This is a genomic window from Clostridium sp. UBA4548 (assembly GCF_002387895.1).
In the GTDB taxonomy this organism is placed as follows: domain Bacteria; phylum Bacillota; class Clostridia; order Clostridiales; family Clostridiaceae; genus Clostridium_J.
In genome coordinates this window covers 304,828-321,118 of sequence record NZ_DGLI01000021.1, presented here as the reverse complement: position 1 = coordinate 321,118, position 16,291 = coordinate 304,828, and the positions used below count along the sequence as shown (strand labels likewise).

Below are 16,291 nucleotides of genomic sequence, written 5' to 3'. Positions count from 1 at the left end.
GTTGCTTAAAGTTACCTTATAATGTATTAATAATATTGCAACTTATATAATATTATTAATGCATTAGATTAAGTACAAAAGTATAATTTTTGTTTGCATGTTATTATTTGTAATTTATATCCACTACACTGCACTTTTATTATATATTAAACAAGTTTTTGTGGAAAAACAACGAATATTTAGTTGGAAATATTTAAACGGAGTAAACGTTTAATATTTATGCATTTTCCTAATTGTATAAAAATTAAAACCTAATGGAGTATGAGTTATAACTTTATGAAAGACTTATTATTTCATCAGCAAAGTCTATAACTTCTTTATTATGCGTTATTATAATAATGATTTTATTTAATTTTAAGTTATTTAATATATTATTGAGCACAACTATACTTTGTTTGTCTAGAGCTGAACTTGGTTCATCTAATATAATTAAATCTGGATCTTTTAACAAGGTCCTAATTAGTGATATTTTTTGTTTCTCGCCTCCAGAAGTATTAGCACTCTCACCTTCATCTCTTTCCTCATCATCTATCAGTGAGTATATACCAAATTTTTCACAGTAATAATTCAACATTTCTTCACTGTATTCATCTATTGCAAAAGTTAAATTATTTCTTAAAGAATCTTTTAACAACACAGGCTCCTGTTCTACAACTCCTATAAGATTCTTTCTAACAGAATACATATCGACTTTTTTTATCTCCAAATTATTAATATAAATATCCCCACGATAATCATATCGTAACCCAGCAATAATATCAATTAAGGTTGTTTTACCTGTGCCATTATTTCCAAGTAAACAGTAAATTTTCCCCTTTTTAAAAGTGTAACTGAAATCTTCTATAACTTTCTTGCCTTTTTCATAAGAAAATGAAACATTGTTGATTTCTAAAACATCTATTTCATTAATTAACTGTTGTCCATTATGCTCTTCATCCTGATCTCTTATATCCTTTAGTCTTGAATATGAAACTAATGTATCTTGATATGATTTGCTAAAGTTTAAAAAGTAATTTATACATTCTAATACCATAGAAAAGTAACTATTCAAAATGGTAAATTCTCCAATAGTTAATCTCTCATTAACTATCTCAAATCCTCCAAATAAAATTAATGATATTGTAGCTAGATACCTTATGGAGCTGTTTGAATTATTGAACTTATTAACCTGTTTAGCATAATTTAGTGCTCTAACATAAACCAAATTATAACATTTCTTTACAGTTTCAGCTAACGGTGCAAACCAAGAATTAATTTTTATCAACTTTATTATATATAGTTGCTGATTAATTTTAGCAAAAAACTTGCTCTGTGTTTCTTGAAACTCATACCCACTATTATATAATGGCTTCCTAAATAAAAAGTAGTTAGTTATTGATAAAGGAATAATAACTAATATTAGAACAAACATTTTAATATTAAGTTTTAAAATCAAAAACAATAAAGTTATTATTGTAAAAATTCTAAAAACTATCGTTATAAAATTTTCTATAACAAAATTAGTAACAGTATTAGAGTCTATATTTATTTTTTGATTGATATATGCTGGGTCATTATTTCTAAAATAAGTTAGTGGTAACCTCTTCACATGTTCGATGGTATCAAAAATTAAATCAAAGGACACCTTAGACTTTATTCTTACCATGTTTATATTCCTAAAATAAGAAATTACAATATCTAAAATTGATAATACAACAATTTGTTTTGCAAACTTTAATACTATGTCCTTGCTCATACTTACAATTAGTTGATCTACATAATTACCTAGTAAATATGGAATTATGATTGAGGTTATCCATGTTATGCAGTTTAAAATAATAAAAATTAAAATATATACTCTATATTTTTTTAGATACTTCTTCATCACTTTAAACATATCCATTCTTCTCACCTAAGATGTTCTTTTTTCACTTATATATTGCTCATATACAATTTTGAAATTCTCCTTATATTGCAATATGTCATGTGCGCAAACTTCTTTATTATTGTTTCTCATTCTTATAAAAGGACATCCCCCTTGGCATATTGGAACATAACTACAACTTTTACATGCTTCTGGTTTTTCTAGTGTGAGCCACTGTACATGTTCCCTATTAAGTTCAATCCCGCTTTTAACATTGCCAACTTTATGTTTCTCAATCCCAACTATATCCCAGCATTTATATAAATCTCCTTTAGGATCTACGACATAAGTGTTCAACGAAAGAGCTGCACATCCTGTTACCATAGCAGGAGGTAGAAATTTTGGCATAATTTTCATGTGGCCCATATTATAAATTTTTCTGCTTACCTTGGATAATATTTCACCAAACTCATCCATATTAAAACAGCTACTTTGATTAGCTGTACATGCATCTGTTACATTCATCACTGGGGCAAAATAAAATCTAACATTGCCATTTTTATGCCATTGCTTTTCTTCTAAAAAAAATGAAATTAGCTTATTAATTTCATCTACATTAGTTTTATCAATATTTACTCTAATTGAAATAGGCATTATAGAACTTACTTCCTCTATATTTTCAGTAATTATCTTAAAACTATCACCGTTATTTTTAAGTCGCCTTCTTTTATTGTGAACATCTCCAATACCATCAATCGTGATTTGTGCCATTCTAACATTGCAGTCATTTTTTAGCATTTGCGCTGTTTCTCTATCTAGCAATATTCCATTTGTAACTATAGCTGCACTATATGCAATTTTGTAATCATCACAAATTTTTATAAATTCACTTGATAATTGCTTTATTGTTTCCTTTTCAAGCAATGGCTCTCCACCATACCATGATACATTAAACCCTTTTGACCCCTGTATGTACTTTTTCACAAAGTCAACCAATGATTTTTTTATGTCGTCATCCATTTTTACATTATTTTTCTCTTCATAGCAATATGGACAATTCATATTACATCCTAATGTAGGAGCTATAGTTAATGATTTAGTATTCGTCTCAGAATATCTAGCAACTCTCTCCCGTACTTGCATAACACCATATTCATCAAAATTATTATTAACAATAAAGCCATTTGCAATCATAACATTTATTTTTTCACATACTTCTTGTTCTAAATTCTCAATATAAATACTTTCTATATTTTCATATATATTTTGAATCTCTTTTCTTAAGATTCCAAATGCACCACTAAATGAATTATATAATAGTGTGCTTCCATCTTCTAATGTATTTATAACTATATTATAATCTGATTTTTTATATCCCATTTGGCCCTCCAATATAATATATTATTTTATAGAATATTCACTATGAAAGTTTTAAACTATTCATAGTGAATTGAAAAATTACCTAATATTTTTATTTTTCAGATAACTATTAAGAAAATTGTATTATATTAATTCCACATACACACCCACAGTAAAATCCACATAAAGTTCCGCATTCACCTGCACATGCTTGTCCGTAAGCTGTGCATACATTAGAATCTGTTGAGATTCCTCCTTGTCTTGGAATAATAATGTCCACTTTTCTTCTCCTTTCTTAGTCAATAACCACGAATGATTATTAAACTTTATAGGTAATCAACTTCTTAGTTTGGATTATACTCTACATTCGCGTAATAAAGATATTCTCGTATCTTAAGTAGTATTATGATTATCTATAGATAAAATTAATACCCATAACAGACACAATGAATACAATATTCAATTGGGCAAGCTTGTCCATAGGCTGCGCACACATTAGAATCTATTGAAAACTCTTCACGCCTTGTAATAATAATTTCCATTTTCTCAGCATTTCCTCCAATCAGTAATGAAGCCTAAATAATGAACTTGAATTTAGCCAGCATTAATGAAATTAATGCCACATACACAAGAACAATAAAATCCACATAAAGTTCCGCATTCAGCCGCGCATGCTTGCCCATAAGCTGCACATACATTAGAATCTGTTGAGATTCCTCCTTGTCTTGGAATAATAATATCCATTCTAATACCCCCCTTTCAAAATAATTGCCAAAATTACACATTTCCTTTTTTCACTTGATCTATAGCTTGTATGTTTATTTGATATTAACTTCATCATTTTTTGTTGCATTTATGCTTTTAAAATAAAGTTAATACACATTCAACATCTTTGCTAAATATATCTTCTTTTAAACCAGTAAAACGAAACATATAATTAAAGCTTATGTTTCAATAATACATAAGCTTTAATTTAATTTCAACCATTTTTTTAACAAATTTATTATTTTTTTTATACTTACGCGCATTATTTGCTATTTTCAAATTTTATTAAATTATTATATATATTTTAAAATATAGACATCATTTTATATCCTGTTTTCGACTATATTACTAGTTGCTTATCTATGAACAATCAATAGATACTTAAAATTTGTTTTATTGTGTCACTAAGTATTGATTTTATACTCTACTCTCAACAAATATAATTATTTGCTTCTCATTTATTCTATATATTGTAAAACAAGTATAATATATTAGTTCGTAAAACTAGCCTAAATAAAATAAATTCACTACCAATACACGAAACTATTCTTTGTTCTAATAAAGAATAGTTGATTAAACCATAAAGTTCTATAAAATTAATTGCAAGGCTTTTTTTACTGTTCAAAGCGATTATTTTTTTTACAGCGAAGCTTATCTTCTGTAAGAAATAGCAACAAACCGTAAAAACTTTGCCTCAATATTTTTGATAGGGTTACAATAAAAACTTCTATACATATACTCTTAAACAGAAAGATTTACGTTTGAAAAGATAGAGTAGTATTAGTGTTATCAATATTAGAAATTTCTCTGTGTAACTTAGTTTCTTATGATTTAAGATACTTATAAAACGATATTATTGTTAACAAAGTTACAAAACTTAAGGCAAACACTCTATATTTTATGTTTCTGCTGTATAGCTAATTTTATAAAATATTAAAATGTAATATAAGTACAATATTAAACTTATTACTTTATGTAATATCCTTAATATTATTAATTTTTAATTACCATGAATAATATTAATGAAAAGTTAATATATTCTTTGTATAAATCTATATTTTTTGGGACAGTATTTAGATAAATTATTTTATTCTGTCTAGGAGGTCTCTTGAGGTGAGCTATTTTAACAAAGCAAATGAACTTTATAATTTGAAGGATTATAAAAGAGCTATTGATTTATATAAAAAATCAGTGGACATAAAGGAAAATGAAGCTGCTTCTCTTTACAACTCTGCTGTTTGCTTCATTAAATTAAAGGAATACAAAAGTGCTATTCCACTAATTCAAGCTGCACTAAAAATCAAACGTGAAAGCAAGTACTATTTTAACTTAGCTTATTGCTATGCAATGTTAAAAGAAAACGGTAAAGCTCTTAACTACTTCAATACTGCCTGGGCCTTAGACAACTCTGATGATGAATGTGATAGAGCTATAAAGTTAATACTTCAAGGTTATAAAAAAAGCAGCTAAGGAATTTAATCCTTAGCTGCTTTAATTTATTTACCACTCTCCAGCTACTTTTCTGTTCTTATGCTCTAGGTTAAAGCCTTCATTATCAAAGTAGTTTCCACCAATATAAAAGGTAGGGTCTAGATTTACCCATCTGTCTTCTTCTGGAATATACACTTCATTCCAAGCGTGACTTATCCATGTCTTACCATTGAAACCTTCTCCAACTATAAGCCTAACCTTCATGCCGTTAGCCCTAGCCATGGCTACAAATAGACAGGCATAATCAAAGCATACTCCTTTTTTAGAGTAAAAGGTTGGAATAGCTCCTGATTCTATACTTCTGTTATTATTCATAACCTGAACTGCCTTATCATGATCATAAGTTATTTGGCTTCCCACCCACTTATATATTTCTTTAGCTTTGTTATAGGTATTTTTTCCCTTTGAAGCTACGGAAATACCAGTGGCATTAATTTCTTCATTGGATTTAACTCCTTGAGCCAAGGTAACTCCATTATAATAAACTAGCTCATTATTTCCTATGTTGTCTAATCCAATATTATTTAAATCTATAGATTGCTTTTCACTACTAGAAATTTTAAAGGACTCTCCAATAATATTAGGCAAGCTTTTAGCCAGCTCAGACTTTGTTATAGGCATAACTGCCTTTTCTGAAAAGTAATTATATATTTTTGAACTCTCTAAAGTAGAATTAAGCTCTTTACTTATATTAATCATGGACATATAGTTAAGTAAAAAAGTAAGGATAATTGTATAGCACAACGCTCTAGGAATTTGAAAAATCACTCCAAATACTCTTCTTAAAATTCCTCCACCTCTTTTTATTAAATTATCTAAACCCTGAAGCAGAGGAGATAATCCTATTTCACTAATTATATGGATTAATAACTTTAACAATTGATGTATTATAAGTATAAGTATCACAAGAATTATCCCCATAAATAGCTGAGGTCTTGTTTCTATCAACGTAGCCATTGATGTGCCTACCTTACTATTGATATAGTCCATAATCTTATACTTATCACTAATGAATACCTCTTTTACTATAGTTGAGCTTATCATAAGAGAAAATAATAAGGCTAAGGTACTAAATAGGCTTTTTATTGTATTTAACAATGCCTCACTACTTAATTTAAATAAAAAACCAACTATTAAAGGATAAAGTAAAACAGCATAGAGCACTAAGCTAACTATATTTACTCCACCAAACATAGAAAATATATTAACATTAATGGAACTTAAAATATTTGTACTCATAACCTCACCTTCTTCGATATAAATTTATATTTAGCCACTTGGAACTAAATTTTCTACTGCACTAACCACTTACTTATTGGTGCACCTAAATTACTTTATGAAAATATAACACCAAAAGTGTATAAAATAAGATTAATTTTATTACTAAGAGAATTTCTAATTAATAAAACTCCTCTTGATTTTCAATTACTTGACTTAACACACTTTTTATTTCATCGTAGCTATAGCCTTTTCTTAAAAGAAAATCCTGAAGCTTTTTCTTAAGTTTTAATTTATTATCCTCGTTATTTTTCAGCACATTATATTTCTTTTGTGCTAAAGCTAATAACTCTTCAAAATCCACTTCTTCCTCTTCAAGGGCTTCTTCATCTTCAGCAATAGTTAGAGCTACCTTGTTTACAACCTGATTAATTAAATCATAGGTATAACCCTTTGATAGCAAGTACTTTGTTAACTTTCCTAAAAGCTTTCCTTTATCTCTTTCACTTTTGCCTAGAATTCTTGCCTTTTTTTCTGCTAAAGCTAAGGCTACACTACTCTCATCCTCATAGGAAACCCTGGCTAATAAATCTTTTATAAGTTCCTCATCTATGCCTTTTTTAAGCAAATCATATTTTATCTTATTTTTTCCACTTTCCTTTAACTTTTGCTTCATATAGCACTCAGCATACCTTTTGTCATCAATGAAGCTATAACTAATGAGAAACTCTATAACTCTAGCTACTGTCTCCTCTTCCATTTCCTTTTTAAAGAGCATACCTTCTACCTGTTTTTTTGTTTTCATAGCTCTTTCAATATACCTTAAAGCCGAAGTTTTTCCCTTTATATAGTTATCATCCTTAACAACTTGTTCTAACCTTTTAGGATCTACCTCTAACCCTTTTCTAAGTCCATGGGAATAAATTAATTCATTACTACAAGCAAAGGCAAATTCCTGATTTATAAAGATATTTACTCTATCTTTATTCCTTTTTTGAACCTCTATTGATGTGATTATACTTTTCATTAATCTTCATCCCTTTGTGATAATAAAACATGAATTGTTGGATTATTTAATACTTTCCTTGCCACCTGGTATAAATCCTCACTATTAATGTCATCCATGTTTTTCATATCTTCATTAAATTGATAAATATCTTCATTTTCCATAGCTTGATGAAGTACATAATTTCCAAGGTCTGTAGAATCTTCTAAGGTTGAAGCTACCGCAGTTTTAAAAATCTTTTTCATTAATTTTATAGTACTATCATCAAATACAATTTTTCCCTCTTTTACGTTTTGTATGCAATTATCAATAACATTTATTGTTTCATCTACATTTTCACTAGCAACAGAAGTGTAAATATACAAGGTTTTAATATTTTCTGTTAAGTCTAGCATAGTGTATACATCGTAAGCCAGTCCTCTTTCTTCTCTTAGTTCCCTAAAAAGAATAGAATTAGAACTTTCTCCAAACTTGTTATTAAGTATTCTAAGTGCCAACTCTTCTTTTTTGCTTAATCCTGAAAGAGAATATAAATAAACTACTGTACTTTGCTCAATATCTTTTTTGTAGGTAGTCTTCATCCCACTTTTATTTTCTTCAGTTATAGCCTTTGGCTTACATACTGATTTTTCTTCCCACTTACCAAAACACCTATTTACCATGGTTAAAATATCTTCATGGTCATAATTAGATACAATGGTAACTGTAGTATTATTAGGAACATAATATGTTTTATAAAACTCCACTAATTGCTTTTTGTTAAGCTTTTTTATAATTGATTCCTTACCGATGATATCCCATTTAAGAGGACTTTTATCAAAGGCTATCTCATTTATTCTTTGAAAGCTTAAATCTTCTATATCATCCTTGCTTCCTCTTATCTCTGCTAGAATTACTCCTCTTTCCTTCTTTATTTCTTCCTCAGGGAATATAGAGTTTTGAACTAAATCACCTAATAATTCTACGCTGCTTTCTAGCTCTTCATTTAAGGTAGTAGTATTAAAAACTGTGCAAGAATAATCGGTGTAAGCATTATACTCTCCACCTAAATTCTCTAGTTCGCTATTTAGTTTTTCATTATCTTTGTTTTTAGTACCTTTAAAAACCATATGCTCAATGAAATGTGAAATTCCTCTTTCCTTTGGACTTTCGTACAAGGCTCCAATGGCTACCCCTATATGCAAAGATGCAATCTGTGTATCTTTCTTTATTGAAATTAATGTTAATCCATTATGAAGTTTAGTTTGTAATGTATCAAATGATGCTTTATTCATATAATCTCCTTTATAACTCTATATGCTCTACAATATTATATAACTCTCTAAGATAAAACTAATATATTCCTCAATAATACTTTCACCACATTTTAGGATCTTTTCTCCTAGTTTTTCGTTAGCCAGTTAAATCTTCTTCTATTGCTGCTGAAGAAAATCAACTCACTGATTATTTAGAGTTCTTCTACTATTGCTCCTAAGTTTTATCTTCCTAATTAAGTAGTATAATACATTATACCATTTAATTTTTATTTTGTAAGGTGACCTAGCACAGGGCTTTCTTGGGTTATCTTACATAAATATCAATAAGTTTTAAAAATTATTTATTTAGACATTAAATATTTTGTTATAAATATGTTAATAATAGTAAAAAACACATTATATTTTTAATTGTGTTTGCTATTATTATCATATTGTGTTACTATTAGATGTATTTTAGAAAATTAGAGAAGAGGAATATGAATGAACAAAATTAGATTCGATGAATTAGGACTTAAAGACACAGTCCTTAATGCTATAAATGACTTAAAATTTGAAAATCCAAGTGATATACAAGCAAAAAGTATCCCTGTAAGTTTGCAAGGATGCGACTTAATAGGGCAGGCTCAAACTGGTACTGGTAAAACTTTAGCCTTCGGTGCTCCTATTTTAAGCCAAATGGCTCCCCCTAGCGGAAAAGTACAAACACTTATACTAGCACCTACAAGAGAGCTTGCAATTCAAGTTAGCGAAGAACTTTCCAAAATTTCAAAGTATGAGAGATATAAAATCCTTCCTATATATGGTGGTCAATCCTTTGATAAACAACTTGGTCCATTAAAAAAAGGAGTAGATATTGTAATTGGTACTCCTGGAAGAATAATTGATCATATTAACAGAAGAACTTTAAAACTTGAAAATGTTAAATTTTTAGTTTTAGATGAAGCTGATGAGATGCTTAATATGGGCTTTATTGAAGATATTGAAAGCATACTTAGCCACTTGAGTGAAGATAGACAGACACTTTTATTCTCTGCAACTATGCCAAGACAGATTAAAAACCTTGCTAAAAACTACATGAAACCCGAAACAGAACACATAACCATTGCTAAAAAATCTATGACAGTTTCAAAAATAAAACAGTATTACTTTATAGTTAATTCTGCAAACAAGTTTGAATCCTTATGTAGAGTTTTAGATGTAGATAATCCTAAAACAGGAATATTATTCTGCAAAACTAAAAAAGGTGTAGATGAATTAGTTGAAGCTATGCAAGGTAAAGGTTACGTAGTTGAAGGTATGCACGGAGACATGAAACAGACTCAAAGAATGAACACTCTTAAAAAGTTTAAAGGTGGAAATCTTAACTTCCTTATTGCAACAGATGTAGCTGCAAGAGGAATAGATGTAGAAGATGTTACTCATGTTATAAACTATGACCTACCACAGGATACTGAGTCCTATGTTCATAGAATAGGTAGAACTGGAAGAGCTAATAAAGAAGGTACTGCTTATAGCTTCGTTTCAAGAAAAGAAGTTTCTGCTATTAGACAAATAGAACATGATACTAAGAGCAAAATTGATAAAAAGGAAATTCCTACTCTTGCAGATATCTTCTCTGCAAAATCTGGAAGTATCCTTGATAATATTAAAGGAACTTTAGAAGAGAACCTATACGAAAACTTCCTTCCAATGGCTAAGGAATTAATAAATGAATATGGTGCAGAAGATGTTACTGCTTCTCTTGTTAAGTTACTCTTTGACAAAGAAACAAACTATGAGTACGGTGATACAGAAGATTCTGTTTCTACAGATGATATGACAAGACTATTTATGTCTGTAGGAAAACTTGACAAAGCAACTCCAAAAGATATTATTAAATTCTTAGATGAGTCAGCTGGAGTTAAGAGCAAAGATATCGGAAGAATTGATATTTTAGATAAGTTTTCTTTCATAGATGTTCCTGAAAGTTTAGTTGATGGAATAATTGCTAACTGCAGTGGCAATAAAATAGGAAAAAGAAGAGTTAACATCGAAGTTTCTAACAAAAAAAGAAGATAATATAAAAGCAGCAAAAGACATTTAAAGTTGTCCTTTGCTGCTTTTTTTATTATATAGGAAATTCTCCTTTTTAGCTTAAAATCCAAAAATCCCTTGATATAGTTGCTTTCTAAGCACCTGTGAAAAATACAAATAGATGTAATTTCTTTAATAGTTTTCGTGAATACATGGTATTGCTCTATTGAAAAAGGTAATTAAAATCCCTTGTGTTTTTGTAACTTTATAGCTTTTAATCTCATATACTAAATTGAGGTGGTGTATATGAAATTATTTAAAAAGATATTTATAACTTTACTTATTATTTTAATATTGGAGTACTTACTTATATACTATTTACACACCAGGTCAATAGACTCTAGTTTAGCTTTTGCTTTAATAAATAAATTAAGCAATTATTCTTCTTTAATGTTTGTTTAAATCTGTAGTTACGTTTAAATTAAGACTTTAATTTCACATAACTACTTCACATAACTAAAATAGCCTTGTTATAGGTATTTATTCCTATAACAAGGCTATTTTTTTAACATCTACCATTACTTTATCACTGCTTAATTACAATTATCCAGTATAACTTGCTATTATATAAACATCAAATGTTAATGGATTGATATAAAAATCCATTTCATCACCTTAATAAATACTTTCTTTCAGTTAGAAAATATATTTTAATGAATCTAGTTTAAGAATTTGAATCCATACTTCCACAAATTTAAATCCTAGTAATTTATTTTCCTCTACTCTTGTTTTAAATTCTGAAGTTACAAATATCTCAGTAGAATAAATTCTACCATTCAACATAAGTTTAAACATGTTAAAGTCTTGTATTTTACTAGTCACAAATGAATAACTTTCTACTCCTACTACTAGCCCAGAGTCAAGCTTTTTAAGTATCGCATTACTATAATCAATCGTATCAGTCAAACATAATATATTTACCATATAAATTGTTGTGTTTTGGTACTTTATTGGTATAAGCTCAACACAATCGCTGATTAGACTTTCTAAACAATTCTTCGATTTCTCACTAAATAACATAGTACCTGAAGCACTCCAGAACTTTGGTAAGTCAGTAGCTATCTCACCTTCTACAATTTCAATTTCCATATTATCTAGCTCACCATTTTGAGGCTTTCCACTCAGTATTTTGTTCTTGAATTCTCTTAAAAATTGTTTATCTTTATTTACTAATTGAAAGGACTCATACTCTCCAAAATCGATTTCTAATCTCCATATTTTCACTTAATCACTCCCTTATTTGTTTAATTTTAATGTACCATTAGGCAGTTCTTCACGTATTTTATTTAATGCAGAAACTGCATCTGCACTGCTGCCACCAGCATCAACTACTTCTTGCAATCTAGTTGTTACAGTCTGAATATACTCAGCACTATGATTTCCAATATGTTGCACTACATCTCCTGTATATGCATTTTTCTCCATTGGTAAAAACACACCATTCGTAGCAGAATTATAATCAATACAGAAACCATCTAATATATTTCTTGCATCTAATGCTCTTGCGTCATTCCAAGGAACAATATGATGAGCTGCATTCTTATATGGATGAACTTCAGTTGCGTCTATCTTAATTCCGTCCACTTCCAAGTGTACTAAAGTGCTTGTTTCTTTTACAAATACATTCTTTACTTCTTTGTATCCTTTTTCACCAGTATCTACATTTTGGGAATATACCTTATCACCTACTTTGATATTTTCTATAGGTTTATCTCCCAATTCTGTTACTATCGCCGTACCTGCTACAAAGCATACTCTGATCCCTTGGGCAGAGTATGTCTTATTATCTTTTAGTGGTAGAGTCTACTGTTTTCAAGATCTACCACTATTTTATCACTCAAAAATGCAATGAACTAGCCTACTTATTTTTCAGCTAGTTCATTTAGAGCTTATCTTGCTGCATTATTGAAATTATGCAGTGGGTTCTATCTTTTGAAAAGTTAGTACAATTATCATAATCAAAAGGATTCTTTTGACTTATTAACTCATGCTGTATTTTGAAGTGAGTTTTATGATTATTATGCAGCAAGCATAATAGACTTGCATAGTTTTATACTTCAACGCTCTGCTCAATAACATATGAATCACCAAGTTTTGTTTTTAATAGCTTTACTGCATCGTCTACTATTTTTAGATACTCTTCTCTCTCTGTTTCACTACTAAAGCCAATGTACTTAAACTCTATTGAATTATCAGTAAATAGGCTATCATAGATACTTTGAATATTTACAAAAGTATCTTCTACTTGTTTATCATCTATTAATTCCTTAGGCAAGTCATTTCCTATCAGGTCTCCATTGTTATCATATATCCAAATAGGAAAACATTGATAATCAAAATATACCTTTATTTTCTTCATAAAGTTACCTCTATTTATTTATCTTCATTAAACTTTGTGGTCTCAATTTTATCACAAATAATTTTAATATCTAAAGGCCCTCCTTGAATCTTAAATATCCAGTATTGCTCACTTTGAGGTATTACAGGTTGCCCTCCATCTGTGTAACTATAATTTGACTTTTTAAATTGCTCGACAACTTCTTCTTTAATAAGCTGCTCTATTGCCACATCTAAAACAAAACACGGAAAACTTTCTTCATTTGGAACAAATGCAGTATTGAAATTAAATGAAAATATATTTTTACAAATTACTTGACCTATATCAACTCCACTATATGAGTCATAAAACTCAAACTTAACATCATGTTTCCCTTCACTAAATAGTAATCTGCTGAGCATTACTTCTTTAAAAACACTTTGCATACATCTTTCCTCCATTTTTTAATTACTTGGTTTAGGTGGTAAGAATGTTCCTTCACCTATCGGATCAACAAATTCCCCAGTATTGTGCCCTCCATTTGGTACTTCTGTACCATCAAAAAAGTATCTTTTGATTATTTTTCTTGAGTGGTCGGGTAACCATTCTTTGAGTGTATTTATTACTTCCCCATTTGGTCTAATATCCACTCTTCTACCATCTGGATGCATATATGTGACATAACCACCCTCGGACGTTCCATTACACCTATATCCTTTATCTAAGAGGTTTTTATGTAATGCCTCCCTTGTTTTTGGTATTTGAGTGTTAACCCCACCCTTAATAGCACTAGTAGGATTTTTTGTTATAGGGGCTAAAATATTCGTTCCAATAGAAGCTCCGCCAGCTACTATTCCAAATGCTAAATCATAGTCCTCATTGCTTATTCCGAAGCTGCTTGCTAGATCTCTTGCCGGATTCACTCCAAATAGTCCATCAGATATTTCTGATGCTCCCATTGCAGTTACTGTAGTTCCAAACACTGCAGTAACTATTGCAACTATTCCCATTTCTAAGGCTCCTGCTGCTAATGCTGGAAGTATAACCGGTGCTGCTGCAGCTATAGCTCCTACTCCTAATACAACTGCTCCTACTCCTGTTCCTACTTTTATTATGAAATCTAATATACTATTTTCATTTTTCACTACACCACTAACATCATCTGCCGCATTTCCTGTTGATAATAACATTACGCTATTAGCTCCATCTAGTCGATTTCCTGCCAATACCTGTTCTTTATATTTATAATCTTGGGTTCCTAAATACTGAGCTCCTTCACAGCTCTTCTTTATAGTATCCATTTCTGCTCTTACAACTTCATTAGGATAGTTTCTGGTAGTAATTACTGGTTTTGCTAATTTCGCTATTTTGTTTACTGTATTTTTTATATTTTCTTTAGCTGATGAAATCTTTTGCTCTGCCTTTGTGACATAAGAATCCACTGTTTTCTTTGTTGAGTTATACCAGCTTTTAACATTGTCTGCTACATAGTTATAGGCTTTCTTAACATACCCCCAACCAGTAGATACAACATCTTGCACATAAGATACTGCTTTTGATACATAGTTTGATACAGTGTCCACTGCATTGCTTACAAAGTTCTTTGCAGATGATGCAGCCTTATCCAGCCATCCTGGCCAATGTCCACTTGGATCTGTATACATCATAGGATTATTTAATGCATAAGCATACCTGTTTAGGGTTAATGGCTGCATTACATCTCCTAGATAACTATCTCTTGTTAAGAATCTTCCACTCTCCGGTTCATAGTATCTTGCTCTTAGGTATTCTAAACCACTAAGCCTATTATAATCTTCTCCATTATATCCATAGAAGTTTTCATAATGGGTTCCATTACTTCCCCAGAACCCTCCGTGCTTTACTTCTCCATATGGGTCGTATCTATATTTATCTCTTACTTGTCCTAAAGAATTCGTTGTATTTGCTACACTACCGCGTCCATCATACAAGTAGAATAATGGATCAGTCTTAGCATCACTATTTGGCGATAGTTTATCTACTGATATTCTATCTAAACCATAAGTATAGGCATTAGTATAGTTTCCATTTGCATCTGATGTCATCAGTACTTCTGGATTTTCTAGTGATACATCATTGATATAATTTATTATCTCATAATTACTCTCTACTAGGAAGTTCTTATAACTTGTTACGTAGAATCGTTAAATGATACTATTGAATTCAACTCCCTTAGCTCTCATAAACTCTATGCTATGGCCAACATAGTTTTCTATTGTTTTAGGACTCTTACCTTCCTCAACTAGACTTATTTTGAAATCTTAAATTATTTGACGCTCATCTTTACTACCTTCAACTTCTTTACATGGAAAAAGAGCCAATGCTTCTTCATTAGAAACACTGACTCTTATCATTGTTATAATATATATTTAATTTTTCTTTTAATTACAGCTCACTGTATTATCATAATTATGCAGTAAGCCGTTTTTCACTTCTTGTTTATTTTGCAAGTAGTTTGCATATTTGCTTTTTTTGTAGTCACATAGCTTTCTATTTTGCAGTTAGTATTGCTCCGTTCTACTCAGAAATTGGTGAAGTCATTGAGTATTTACTCGAAATCCTCTACTAGCTTTTCATCAAATATCTCTAGTATTTCCCTCGCAAGTTTTCTACATTGTCCCCATTGCTCCGAATTCTGCAAACTTTCTAATGACCAATAATCTTGTGTCTTGTCACTACTCATCTGAGAAAACTTTTTCCCTAGTTGCCTGATTTTCTCATACTGAATATCTGTTATTAATTCATTCTCAAGCAAATAGTCGATTTGATATTCAACTTCATCACAAAAATTAAGTGCTATCTCATCAGCTATTGGTAAATTCTTAGGAAATAAAGTTACTTGAACTGAATACGGTGCTGCAACCATTTTTGTTGCTTCAACTACTCTCTCATACCATGCTTCTAAATTTTCATCTAATTCCATA

The 16,291-nt window shown here is 29.9% G+C and carries 15 protein-coding genes; 2 read left to right on the top strand and 13 right to left on the bottom strand.

Annotation, left to right across the window (positions count from 1 at the left end; genetic code table 11):
* Positions 1–274 precede the first annotated feature (274 nt).
* From B3040_RS07850 to B3040_RS07835, 4 genes are all read right to left on the bottom strand, one after another.
* Positions 275–1,882 carry an ABC transporter ATP-binding protein gene (locus B3040_RS07850; RefSeq protein ID WP_291571920.1) on the bottom strand — a complete coding sequence of 536 codons (1,608 nt, stop codon included), beginning with the start codon at positions 1,880–1,882 and terminating at the stop codon, positions 275–277.
* A gap of 9 nt (positions 1,883–1,891) precedes the next feature.
* Positions 1,892–3,223: a radical SAM/SPASM domain-containing protein gene (locus B3040_RS07845; RefSeq protein WP_291571918.1), complete on the bottom strand. Its 1,332-nt coding sequence runs from the start codon at positions 3,221–3,223 to the stop codon at positions 1,892–1,894.
* Between the two features lie 109 nt (positions 3,224–3,332).
* On the bottom strand, positions 3,333–3,482 hold the full coding sequence (locus B3040_RS07840) for a hypothetical protein (RefSeq protein ID WP_291571916.1): 150 nt from the start codon (positions 3,480–3,482) through the stop codon (positions 3,333–3,335).
* A 314-nt stretch (positions 3,483–3,796) separates the two neighbouring features.
* Positions 3,797–3,946: a hypothetical protein gene (locus B3040_RS07835; protein WP_291571914.1), complete on the bottom strand. Its 150-nt coding sequence runs from the start codon at positions 3,944–3,946 to the stop codon at positions 3,797–3,799.
* A gap of 1,134 nt (positions 3,947–5,080) precedes the next feature.
* Between B3040_RS07835 and B3040_RS07830 the strand changes: the two genes are divergently transcribed.
* Positions 5,081–5,437: a tetratricopeptide repeat protein gene (locus tag B3040_RS07830; protein ID WP_017414732.1), complete on the top strand. Its 357-nt coding sequence runs from the start codon at positions 5,081–5,083 to the stop codon at positions 5,435–5,437.
* 30 nt (positions 5,438–5,467) lie between these two features.
* On the opposite strand, the gene B3040_RS07825 is transcribed toward B3040_RS07830, so the two are convergent.
* The 3 genes from B3040_RS07825 to B3040_RS07815 form a co-directional block, all read right to left on the bottom strand.
* Entirely contained in the window at positions 5,468–6,697 is a 1,230-nt protein-coding gene (locus B3040_RS07825) for a transglutaminase-like domain-containing protein (protein WP_291571911.1), read from the bottom strand.
* Between the two features lie 160 nt (positions 6,698–6,857).
* Positions 6,858–7,703, bottom strand: coding sequence for a recombination regulator RecX (gene recX / locus B3040_RS07820; protein WP_291571907.1), 846 nt, complete (start codon positions 7,701–7,703; stop codon positions 6,858–6,860).
* Positions 7,703–8,956 carry a M16 family metallopeptidase gene (locus tag B3040_RS07815; protein WP_291571906.1) on the bottom strand — a complete coding sequence of 418 codons (1,254 nt, stop codon included), beginning with the start codon at positions 8,954–8,956 and terminating at the stop codon, positions 7,703–7,705. The genes recX and B3040_RS07815 overlap by 1 nt, the downstream gene beginning before the upstream one ends.
* A 462-nt stretch (positions 8,957–9,418) precedes the next feature.
* Between B3040_RS07815 and B3040_RS07810 the strand changes: the two genes are divergently transcribed.
* Complete coding sequence (locus B3040_RS07810; RefSeq protein WP_291571904.1) at positions 9,419–10,996, top strand: DEAD/DEAH box helicase; 1,578 nt, start codon at positions 9,419–9,421, stop codon at positions 10,994–10,996.
* 651 nt (positions 10,997–11,647) lie between these two features.
* Here B3040_RS07810 and B3040_RS07805 read toward each other — a convergent pair.
* The 6 genes from B3040_RS07805 to B3040_RS07780 all read right to left on the bottom strand — a co-directional run bounded on the left by B3040_RS07805 (position 11,648) and on the right by B3040_RS07780 (position 16,290).
* Positions 11,648–12,235, bottom strand: coding sequence for an imm11 family protein (locus B3040_RS07805; protein ID WP_291571902.1), 588 nt, complete (start codon positions 12,233–12,235; stop codon positions 11,648–11,650).
* 12 nt (positions 12,236–12,247) lie between these two features.
* Complete coding sequence (locus tag B3040_RS07800; protein WP_349679168.1) at positions 12,248–12,730, bottom strand: AHH domain-containing protein; 483 nt, start codon at positions 12,728–12,730, stop codon at positions 12,248–12,250.
* A gap of 331 nt (positions 12,731–13,061) precedes the next feature.
* Positions 13,062–13,370, bottom strand: a complete 309-nt coding sequence (locus tag B3040_RS07795; protein ID WP_291571901.1) for a hypothetical protein — start codon at positions 13,368–13,370, stop codon at positions 13,062–13,064.
* A 14-nt stretch (positions 13,371–13,384) separates the two neighbouring features.
* Entirely contained in the window at positions 13,385–13,774 is a 390-nt protein-coding gene (locus B3040_RS07790) for a hypothetical protein (RefSeq protein ID WP_291571899.1), read from the bottom strand.
* Between the two features lie 18 nt (positions 13,775–13,792).
* Positions 13,793–15,412, bottom strand: coding sequence for an RHS repeat-associated core domain-containing protein (locus B3040_RS07785; RefSeq protein ID WP_291571897.1), 1,620 nt, complete (start codon positions 15,410–15,412; stop codon positions 13,793–13,795).
* 503 nt (positions 15,413–15,915) lie between these two features.
* Positions 15,916–16,290 (bottom strand): hypothetical protein, encoded by a 375-nt coding sequence (locus B3040_RS07780; RefSeq protein ID WP_291571895.1) that lies wholly within the window; start codon positions 16,288–16,290, stop codon positions 15,916–15,918.
* Between the last annotated feature and the right edge of the window lies 1 nt (position 16,291).

Excerpts from the sequence above, each read along its gene's own strand:
- B3040_RS07850 (WP_291571920.1), bottom strand. The coding sequence starts at position 1,882 with ATGGATATGTTTAAAGTGATGAAGAAGTATCTAAAAAAATATAGAGTA.
- B3040_RS07845 (WP_291571918.1), bottom strand. The coding sequence starts at position 3,223 with ATGGGATATAAAAAATCAGATTATAATATAGTTATAAATACATTAGAA.
- B3040_RS07835 (WP_291571914.1), bottom strand. The coding sequence starts at position 3,946 with ATGGATATTATTATTCCAAGACAAGGAGGAATCTCAACAGATTCTAAT.
- B3040_RS07825 (WP_291571911.1), bottom strand. The coding sequence starts at position 6,697 with ATGAGTACAAATATTTTAAGTTCCATTAATGTTAATATATTTTCTATG.
- recX (WP_291571907.1), bottom strand. The coding sequence starts at position 7,703 with ATGAAAAGTATAATCACATCAATAGAGGTTCAAAAAAGGAATAAAGAT.
- B3040_RS07815 (WP_291571906.1), bottom strand. The coding sequence starts at position 8,956 with ATGAATAAAGCATCATTTGATACATTACAAACTAAACTTCATAATGGA.
- B3040_RS07810 (WP_291571904.1), top strand. The coding sequence starts at position 9,419 with ATGAACAAAATTAGATTCGATGAATTAGGACTTAAAGACACAGTCCTT.
- B3040_RS07795 (WP_291571901.1), bottom strand. The coding sequence starts at position 13,370 with ATGAAGAAAATAAAGGTATATTTTGATTATCAATGTTTTCCTATTTGG.
- B3040_RS07790 (WP_291571899.1), bottom strand. The coding sequence starts at position 13,774 with ATGCAAAGTGTTTTTAAAGAAGTAATGCTCAGCAGATTACTATTTAGT.
- B3040_RS07785 (WP_291571897.1), bottom strand. The coding sequence starts at position 15,412 with ATGACATCAGATGCAAATGGAAACTATACTAATGCCTATACTTATGGT.
- B3040_RS07780 (WP_291571895.1), bottom strand. The coding sequence starts at position 16,290 with ATGGAATTAGATGAAAATTTAGAAGCATGGTATGAGAGAGTAGTTGAA.